We start from the raw sequence: 8,488 nt of genomic DNA, 5'->3' as shown, positions 1-8,488 counted from the left end.
CCCCCGGGCTACGTGCCCCTGCGGAGGGCCCGCTTTCGACCGAGGATGCGTGAAAAATGGCTATGATACCAATGTGCCGAACCATCCTCGCCCCCTACTAGACCGTTAGGTTCCTCAGCCTTTCAGCTAGGCTCGCCGACGCCAGGTCGCCACGATTGAGGATCTGGCTGGCACCGCGAAGCTTGCTCCGGTCGTCTGCCGAGAACTCCCGGCCTGTCAGGACGAGCACCGGGATGTCCGCACAGCCGGGCACGGCCCGAACGCCTTCCAGGAAGGCGAAGCCGTCCATGACGGGCATGTTTAGGTCGACGATCACAACATCCGGCCTCGCATTGGCCACTTGCTTCAGGCCCTCCTCGCCGTTCGAGGCCTCTACGACCGACCAGCCGTCCTCCTCCAGGGTGGAGCGCATCGCCATGCGGGTCATGGCCTCGTCCTCGACCAGGAGCACGGTGCCACGCCGGTCGGGCTCCGCCAGCCTGAACTGGTTCACGATCTTGCCGAACCGAGCCCAGTTGACCGGCTTCAGCATGTAGTCCGAGGCGCCGAGGGACGCCGCCAGCTTGCGTTGGTCGACTGAGGTGACCATCACGACCGGGATCGGCGCCAACATCGGGTCAGCCTTGATCTGGCTCAGCACAGACCATCCGTCCACGCCCGGCATCATCACGTCCAGCAGGATGGCTCGCGGCCTCAGCTCCCGGGCAAGGTCAAGCCCGCTCCTGCCGTTCGTGGCCGTCCGTACCCGGAAGCCCTCGCGGTGGAGGAACCGCGTCGTGAGGGCGAGCTGATCCGTATCGTCGTCGATGACCAGGATGATGTCGCCCTCCGCCCCGCCATCGCCGATGACGTCCGGATCGGGCGAGGCCTGCTCGTCGACGGGTGGGACGTAGATCGCCGGGACGGTGAACGTGAAGGTGCTGCCCTGGCCGGGCACACTGGACACCGTGATGGTCCCGAAAAGGATGTCTGCGAAGGCACGCGTGAGCGAAAGACCAAGACCGGTGCCGCCGAAGTTACGCGTCGTGGAGGCGTCGGCCTGCTCGAAGCGCCGGAACAGGCGCGACACCTGTTCGGCCGTCATGCCTATTCCGGTGTCCGAGACGGAGAACGATAGCTGGTCGTCACCCGATGCGTCCGTCATGCGGGAGGCAGCAACCGTGATGGTACCCTTGTCTGTGAACTTGGCCGCGTTGCTCAGGAAGTTGAACAGCACCTGCCGCGTCTTGGTCAGGTCGGAATGCATCCGGCCCAGCCCGGGGGCGAACTGCATTTCCAGGCTGTTGCCCTTCTTGCCGACCAACGTCGCGACAGAACCCGCGACGTCGCGGATCATGTCCTCCACCGCGAAATCCTCGGCGTAGACCTCCATCTTGCCGCTCTCGACCTTGGACAGGTCCAGCACGTCGTTGATGAGCCCGAGCAGGTGGCGCGCGTTACGTTCGACCTTGCCGATGTCGGCCACGAGGTCCGACGCCGAACAGCCGTCCGCGATCTCCTCGCCCATCATCTCGCTGTAGCCGATGATGGCGGAAAGCGGGGTCCGGAGTTCATGGCTCATGTTCGCAAGGAAGTCGCTCTTCGCGGCGTTGGCCTGCTCGGCCGCTTCTTTAGCGGCCTCCGCCACGGCGTTGGCGTCGGTCAACGCCGTCTCCCTGTCGACGAGAATGTGGTTCGCCGCGTTGAGCCGCTCCAGGGTGGCTTCGTTCTGCACCACGGACCGGCGCAGCGCGTGGCAGATCCAAACCATGGTCGCGCCGACAGTCACGTACTGGCACAGCAGGGCCACGTCGACGCTGCCGAGCATCCCATCGCGCGTGTAGAACCACGCGGCGATCAGGGTGGACAACGACAGCGCAAACGTTCCGGCACCCCAGCCAAAAGCCAGGGTGACGACGAGCAGGACGGGAATATACAGCAGGAACGGTGCGACATGGGCCGGTGCCAGAAACCGGACGAACGTCATGGCGCCGACCAGCAGCAACGTGACGCCGTAATCCGTGACCGGCGAATGACGTCGGCGGGCGACCGTCCCGATCAGTTTGTGCAGGCTGCTCATGGATGGGGAGTGTCACGCCCCGGATGCTTTGGAAAGCGACCGGTTCTCGCCGCCGCTTGGTATCCGATAGAACGAAATTCGTCGCAGAACCTCCATTTTTCCCGGGAGAGAAAGACCCGCTTCCCGAATGAACGACTCGTTTAAACGGATCTTAGCGGTTCGATCCGGTCGGGCGCACGATCCGCCGTTCGTTATCGCGACGGGATCCAGGGCGGTGGTGACCGCCGGTTCCGTGCGGGGAGGTCGCAACTTCGACGAATGACGATGCTCGAAGCATGCAGCCCAGGTACAAACGTTTGGGCTCGCTAGGTTTTCCCTCGGCAAGGGGCTATGTCCACCCGAGCATTGCAGTGACCCTTGCCAAACGGGCGCGGGCACGAGGAATCTACGAATGGCGAACGAGGGAACCGCGGCCCTGGTACGGGTCGTATCCGAGGAAGAGGACGCGATCCTCACGGGATGGCTGAACCTTCTCAAGTCCGGCGGAGCGCTGCAGACGGGCCGCATCCGGGAAGCCGAACTCCAGACCCAGGCCAAGACGGTACTCGGGCAATTGCGCGATGCCCTGGCGTCCGGCAGCTCGAACGGGGACCTGGAGGCCTACGCGACCCTTCGCGATACCCTCGGCGAAATCTCGCGGTCCCGCGCCATCCAAGGCTTCACGCCGACCGACACCGCCAACTTCGTCCTGTCGCTCAAAGAGCCGATCTTCTCTTCGTTGACCCGGCTTCACGCTGATGACGCCAAGGCCCTGGCCGGTGGGATCCTATCGACGAGCCACCTGCTCGACCAGCTGTCGCTCCACACGATGGAGGTGTTCCTCCAGAGCCGCGAGGAGGTAATCGGGCGCCAGGGTCAGGAGATCGCCGAGCTGTCCACCCCGGTGGTCAGGCTGTGGGACGGCATCCTCGCCTTGCCGCTGATCGGCACCCTCGACAGCGCCCGCACCGGCGTCGTCATGGAGAACCTGCTCCAGGCCATCGTCGACGAGGAGGCGGAGATCGCCATCATCGACATCACCGGCGTGCCCACCGTCGACACCTTGGTGGCGCAGCACCTTCTGAAGGCGATCGCGGCGGCGCGCCTCATGGGCGCCGATTGCATCATCTCCGGCATCCGGCCACAGATCGCGCAGACCATGGTCCACCTTGGCGTGGAGTTGAACGTGGTCTCCAAAGCGACCCTAGCGGACGCCTTCGCCCTTGCCCTGAGGCGGACCGGCCGAACGGTGGTGCGCAAGCAACCCGTCGTCCCGTCGGCTTCCTGAGGACCGGGACCGCCATCATGGACCGCATCCCGATCCTCAAGCTCGGCGGCGTGCTCATCGTCACCATCCAGGTCGACATGCACGACCGGCTCGCCCTCGCCCTGGAGGAGGATCTGACGAACCGGATCGTCTCGACGGGCGCCCGCGGCGTGCTGATCGAGATCTCGGCGCTGGAAATCGTCGACTCCTTCATCGGGCGCATGCTCGACAACATCGCCGCCATCTCCCGCGTACTTGATGCCGAGACTGTCGTGGTCGGCATGCGCCCGGCGGTTGCCATCACCCTCGTCGAGCTCGGGCTCGAACTGACCGGCATCAAGACGGCCCTGAACGTCGAGCGCGGCATGGCGATGATGCAGGCCCGCCTCCACGAGGACGATGAAGACGGGAGCGCACGTGCCCGTCGCGAGGACTGAGACCCTTCCCATCCGCTCCGGCGATGACGTGGTCCGTGTTCGGCAGGCCGTGCGTGCGCGTGCCATCGAGGTCGGTCTCGGGCTCGTCGACCAGACCAAGATCGTCACCGCGGCCAGCGAGCTCGCCCGCAACGCCCTCGACTACGGCGGCGGCGGGGAGGTCCGCATCGATGTCCTGCAGGAAGGCATGCGCAAGGGCGTACGGCTGTCGTTCTCGGACAAGGGGCCCGGCATTCCCGACATCGAGAAGGCGTTGACCGATCACTATACCACGGGCGGCGGCCTCGGCCTCGGGCTGGGCGGAGCGAAACGTCTGTCCAACGAGTTCCATATCGAGTCGGCCGTCGGCGTCGGGACCCGCGTAACCATCGCGCGCTGGAAGTAGGCGATGATCAGCGTACCCGTGACGGAGGCCAGCCAGGTCGCCGAGGCCCGTCGGCGTGCGACCGGATTGGCACAGGGATTGGGGTTCGGGGAGACAGCGACCGGTCGCGTCGCCATCGTCGCGACGGAGCTGTCGACCAACCTCGTCAAGTACGGGGCTTCCGGCGAGATCATCCTGAACGCGTTCGAGGACGAGACCGGGACCGGGGTTGAGATCCTGGCCCTGGACAAGGGTACCGGCCTAGCCAATCTCGCCGATGCCATGCGCGACGGGCATTCGACCGGGGGAAGCGCCGGCAACGGTCTTGGGGCGGTGCGACGGCAGTCCCAGGCCTTCGACATCGTGTCCTGGCCTGGCAAGGGCACCGGGATCCTCTCCCGCCTCGTCGCCAACCCCACGGCCAAGGATGCGGATGCGGCGGTCCAGCCCTTCGCCGGCGCGGTGGCGGTGCCGCTGAGAGGCGAGACGGTGAACGGGGACGCGTACTGCATCCGTCGGCGCGGTACAGGATGGACCATCATCGTCGCCGATGGGCTCGGACATGGCCCTGAGGCAGCGAAGGCCTCCCAGGAGGCGGTGCGGCTGTTCCGCAAGTACGAGCACGAGGCGCCGGGCAACATTCTCGCCGCCGTCCATGCCGGTCTAGGCCATACCCGTGGAGGGGCGGTCTCTGTCGCCAGCTATGAGCCGGACAAGGGCTTGGTGACCTTCGCCGGCATCGGGAACGTCGCAGGAGCCATCGTGGGCCACGGTGAAACCAAGCGTACGGTCTCCCTCGCCGGGACCGCCGGCCATGTGGCCCGCCGCATCCAGGAGTTCGAGTACCCGCTTCCCGTCGGCGGACTGTTCGTGCTGTGCTCCGACGGTATCGGGACGAGCTGGTCGCTCGAAGCCTATCCCGGGCTCGTCGGGGCGCACCCGAGCCTCATCGCCGGGGTGCTGTATCGCGACTTTACCCGCGTACGCGACGACGCCACGGTCGTGGTCATCCGAGGAGGATCCTCGTGAGGTGGCCACTCCTCACCACTTCGATCGAACGGGAGGAGGACGTCATCGCGGTGCGCCAGCGCGTCCGCGGCCTCGGTGAGCGCCTCGGGTTCGGAGTGCAGGACCAGACCCGGATCGCCACGGCGGTCTCGGAGATCGCCCGGAACGCTTTGGGCTACGCCGGCGGCGGCAAGGTCGAGTACGGCGTCGACGACGGCAGGGAAGGACAATCCCTCGCAATCAGGATCAGCGACGCGGGGCCGGGTATCCCCGAGTTGGACGCGATCCTGGAAGGCCGCTACCGGTCGACCACCGGGCTCGGCATCGGCATCACGGGTTCGCGTCGCTTGATGGACCGGTTCGAGATCTCCTCGACCGTCGGACGCGGCACCGTCGTCACCTTCGGCAAGCTCCTGCCCGCCGGAGGCAAGTCCTTCACCGGGGCCGGGCTGGCCGCGATGGCGGACGCCGTGGCCCGGGCCCGCCCAGAGGACCCCAGCGCGGCGATGCGGGAGCAGAACCGCGACCTGCTCAGGAGCCTGGCGGAGATCGCCGAGCGCGAGGAAGAGGCACTCCGCCTCAACGCCGAGCTCGCTGAGACCAACCGCGGGGTCGTGGCGCTTTATGCCGAGCTTGAAACCCAGGCAGTCCAGCTTCGCGAGGCGGGCGCCAACTTGGAGAGCCAGGTCGCTGCCCGGACCGCCGAGCTTGCGGAGGCCAACGAGCGGCTTCGGGCCGAGGCCCTCGAACGCGGGCGCATGGAACATGATCTGCGGCAGGCCCAGAAAATGGAGGCTGTCGGCCAACTGACCGGGGGCATCGCGCACGATTTCAACAACCTGCTGACCGGCATCGTCGGGTCGCTCGACCTGCTGCAATCGCGCATGGCCAAGGGCCGCATGGAGAACATCGGCCGCTACGTCGAGACGGCGATGTCATCGGCCAACCGGGCGGCCGCGCTGACGCACCGCCTCCTCGCCTTCGCGCGCCGGCAGCCGTTAGACCCGAAGCCGACCGATGCGAACGCCCTCATCATCGGTATGTCGGACCTGCTGCGGCGGACCATCAGCGAGGCCATAGAGCTGCGGATCGAGACGGCGCACGGCCTCTGGCCGACGTTATGCGACCCGCACCAGCTTGAGAACGCGATCCTCAACCTCGCCATCAACGCGCGCGACGCGATGCCAAACGGGGGCTCCCTCACCATTCAGACCCGCAATGGTCATCTTTCCGAGAAGGTCGCGGACCCGAGGCCCGGCGACATGCCGGAAGAGTTCGTCTGCATCCGGGTGACGGACACTGGTACGGGCATGCGGCCGGAGATCATCGCACGGGCCTTCGACCCGTTCTTCACCACGAAGCCTCTCGGCCAGGGCACCGGTCTCGGCCTTTCGATGATCTACGGGTTCGCCAAGCAGTCCGAGGGGCATGCCCGTATCGAGAGCGAGGTCGGCGTCGGCACCAGCATCGGCATCTACCTCCCTCGATATCGCGGCGCCGGTGCCGAGGTGGCGACCGTGGCGGAGGTGCCCGAACTCCAGCGTGGCGAGGGCGAGATCGTGTTGGTGGTCGAGGACGAGCAGGTGGTTCGCGACCTTGTCGTCGAGGTACTCCACGACCTCGGCTACCGGACGCTCCAGGCCGTTGACGGTCCAACCGGACTGCAGGTCCTGCAGACATCCGCGAAAATCGACCTTCTCATCACGGATGTCGGCCTGCCTGGGTTGAACGGTCGTCAGATGGCCGACCAGGCACGTGAGACCCGCCCCGACCTGAAGGTCCTGTTCATCACCGGGTATGCCGAGGGCGCTGCGACCCCGACGGGGTTCCTCGATGTCGGGATGGCCATGATCACAAAGCCTTTCCCAGTCGAGACGTTGGCCGCACGCGTCAGCGCCATGATCGCGGCGAAGGCGTGACAGTGGCGAGGGGCAAACATCAACGAGGCCACTTCATTGGTAAAGCAGCCTCGTCCAACTCTAGGTTTTTAAAGCAAAACTTTGATCCGTAAAACAGATCATTGAGCCCGAGATCAAGATCACCAGCAGTATGCGGCCTGATTGGGCGCGGCATCGCCAATTCCAATCAGAAAGTTGATGTCGAGTTTGAGCGCCAACGATCGCTGAATTTTTTTATCTCATCAATCTTCGAAAAAGCGCCCGCTCTATATATTTACCGGTTGAAAGCAGACAGGCAGGAAACCACCCGACCCTGCCGTAGGTCACGGGCTTACCAAAGAGCCCATAAGCGGACGTTTCCGACTGCCGCAAAGGGTCGTCAGCGGTCCCCCGTTTATGTCTGCTTCCTGCATTCGCTGTCCGGAAGCGGACGGGCAGGAAACCTGAAGAGTTTCGGGCGCCGTCAGGCGTACGAAAGTCGTGGAAGAACGAACCCGCGGGATGGCGGGCGCAGAGTTATGGGGATTTTGGCAGACCGTCGTCCCCAGCGAGGGACGGAAGGCGCGTGATTACCAGCGCCTGGGTGCCTGAGCGCTCCTGGATTGCTCGGTCTCCGGTGTTTGCCGGAGCGCGACAGGTCGGGCGACAGGGTTTGTGAAGACCATTCTGGCGTTCGGCACGCGGAGAGGCGTGCCCCGAGATGCGCCTCCTCGGATGTGTGGTGGTGCCAGGCCATGCCGGGTCATGGCGTACACGCCCGGTTCGGCGCGGGGCTGAACGGCGGCCCACGCGGCTGGTACCAGCCTGCGAAGGAGCCGACGGTTCTCATGGGACCGCCGCAGCGGGGGCAAGGCGGTCGAGCGTCGGTCGCAGCGTCTCGGGTGTCCGGTTCAGGGTCGGTGGATCGCGGCGGGGCCGGTGTGCCGAGGATCGTGCGGATGTGGGCCAGAGCGTCCTTCCGGTTCGAGCCGGCGAGGAAGCCGTAGTGCCGGATGCGGTGGAAGCCGCGCGGCAGGACATGGAGGAGGAAGCGCCGGATGAACTCCGTGGCGGACAGGGTCATGACCCGCGCCTGCCCGGCCTCGGGGCGGCGGTAGTCCTTGACGCGGAGGCTGACGTTTTGCCCATCGAAGGCAAGGATGCGCCGGCTGGAGATGGCCACGCGGTGGGTGTAGCGCGACAGATAGGCGAGGACGGCCTTCGGTCCGGCGAAGGGCGGTTTGGCGTAGACGACCCAACGCTTCCTGCGCACCGGGGCGAGCGCGCGGACGAAGGCCTTGGCGTCGGAGAGTGGGGCCAGGGTGCCGAAGAAGACGAGCGTTCCGGCCTGTCAAACAGCGTTGAACATTGGTTCATCCGCAATTTCGGTGCTGCGGGATGATTCGGGCGTTGGTTCACGTGGTGGCCCGAGGGCAGTGCGATGCCGATCTCGAACCCGTCGTTGCCGTTGGTCCCGGACGGCCTGCACGTCGATGG

General features: G+C 65.8%; 6 protein-coding genes and 2 pseudogenes. 6 read left to right on the top strand and 2 right to left on the bottom strand.

The genetic code is table 11. From position 1 onward, the window contains the following. Positions 1-97: 97 nt before the first annotated feature. The gene (locus tag FV242_RS31020) at positions 98-2,059 is read right to left on the bottom strand and encodes a response regulator (RefSeq protein ID WP_147941610.1); all 1,962 of its coding nucleotides are present in this window, start codon (positions 2,057-2,059) and stop codon (positions 98-100) included. Positions 2,060-2,450: 391 nt separating this feature from the next. Here FV242_RS31020 and FV242_RS31015 point away from each other — a divergent pair, with 391 nt between their 5' ends. From FV242_RS31015 to FV242_RS35910, 6 genes and pseudogenes are all read left to right on the top strand, one after another. Continuing rightward, positions 2,451-3,326 carry an STAS domain-containing protein gene (locus FV242_RS31015; protein WP_147941609.1) on the top strand — a complete coding sequence of 292 codons (876 nt, stop codon included), beginning with the start codon at positions 2,451-2,453 and terminating at the stop codon, positions 3,324-3,326. Positions 3,327-3,343: 17 nt separating this feature from the next. Continuing rightward, positions 3,344-3,742, top strand: a complete 399-nt coding sequence (locus FV242_RS31010; RefSeq protein WP_147941608.1) for an STAS domain-containing protein — start codon at positions 3,344-3,346, stop codon at positions 3,740-3,742. Then, on the top strand, positions 3,705-4,127 hold the full coding sequence (locus FV242_RS31005; RefSeq protein WP_246692971.1) for an anti-sigma regulatory factor: 423 nt from the start codon (positions 3,705-3,707) through the stop codon (positions 4,125-4,127). The genes FV242_RS31010 and FV242_RS31005 overlap by 38 nt, the downstream gene beginning before the upstream one ends. 3 nt (positions 4,128-4,130) lie before the next feature. Beyond that, positions 4,131-5,135, top strand: coding sequence for a SpoIIE family protein phosphatase (locus FV242_RS31000; protein ID WP_147941607.1), 1,005 nt, complete (start codon positions 4,131-4,133; stop codon positions 5,133-5,135). Continuing rightward, a pseudogene (locus FV242_RS36210) lies at positions 5,132-5,512 on the top strand (anti-sigma regulatory factor); the annotation flags it as partial. The gene FV242_RS31000 and the pseudogene FV242_RS36210, both read left to right, overlap by 4 nt. Before the next feature lie 372 nt (positions 5,513-5,884). Next, positions 5,885-7,033: pseudogene (locus FV242_RS35910) on the top strand (ATP-binding protein); the annotation flags it as partial. 721 nt (positions 7,034-7,754) lie between these two features. Here FV242_RS35910 and FV242_RS30990 read toward each other — a convergent pair. Continuing rightward, a complete protein-coding gene (locus FV242_RS30990; RefSeq protein ID WP_147941605.1) occupies positions 7,755-8,312 on the bottom strand; it encodes a transposase in 558 nt (185 codons plus the stop codon). Positions 8,313-8,488: the final 176 nt, after the last annotated feature.

Origin of the sequence: Methylobacterium sp. WL64 (assembly GCF_008039945.1) — a bacterium.
Classification (GTDB): domain Bacteria; phylum Pseudomonadota; class Alphaproteobacteria; order Rhizobiales; family Beijerinckiaceae; genus Methylobacterium.
Note: the sequence above shows the minus strand (reverse complement) of the source record. Positions and strands in the feature narration are given on the sequence as shown.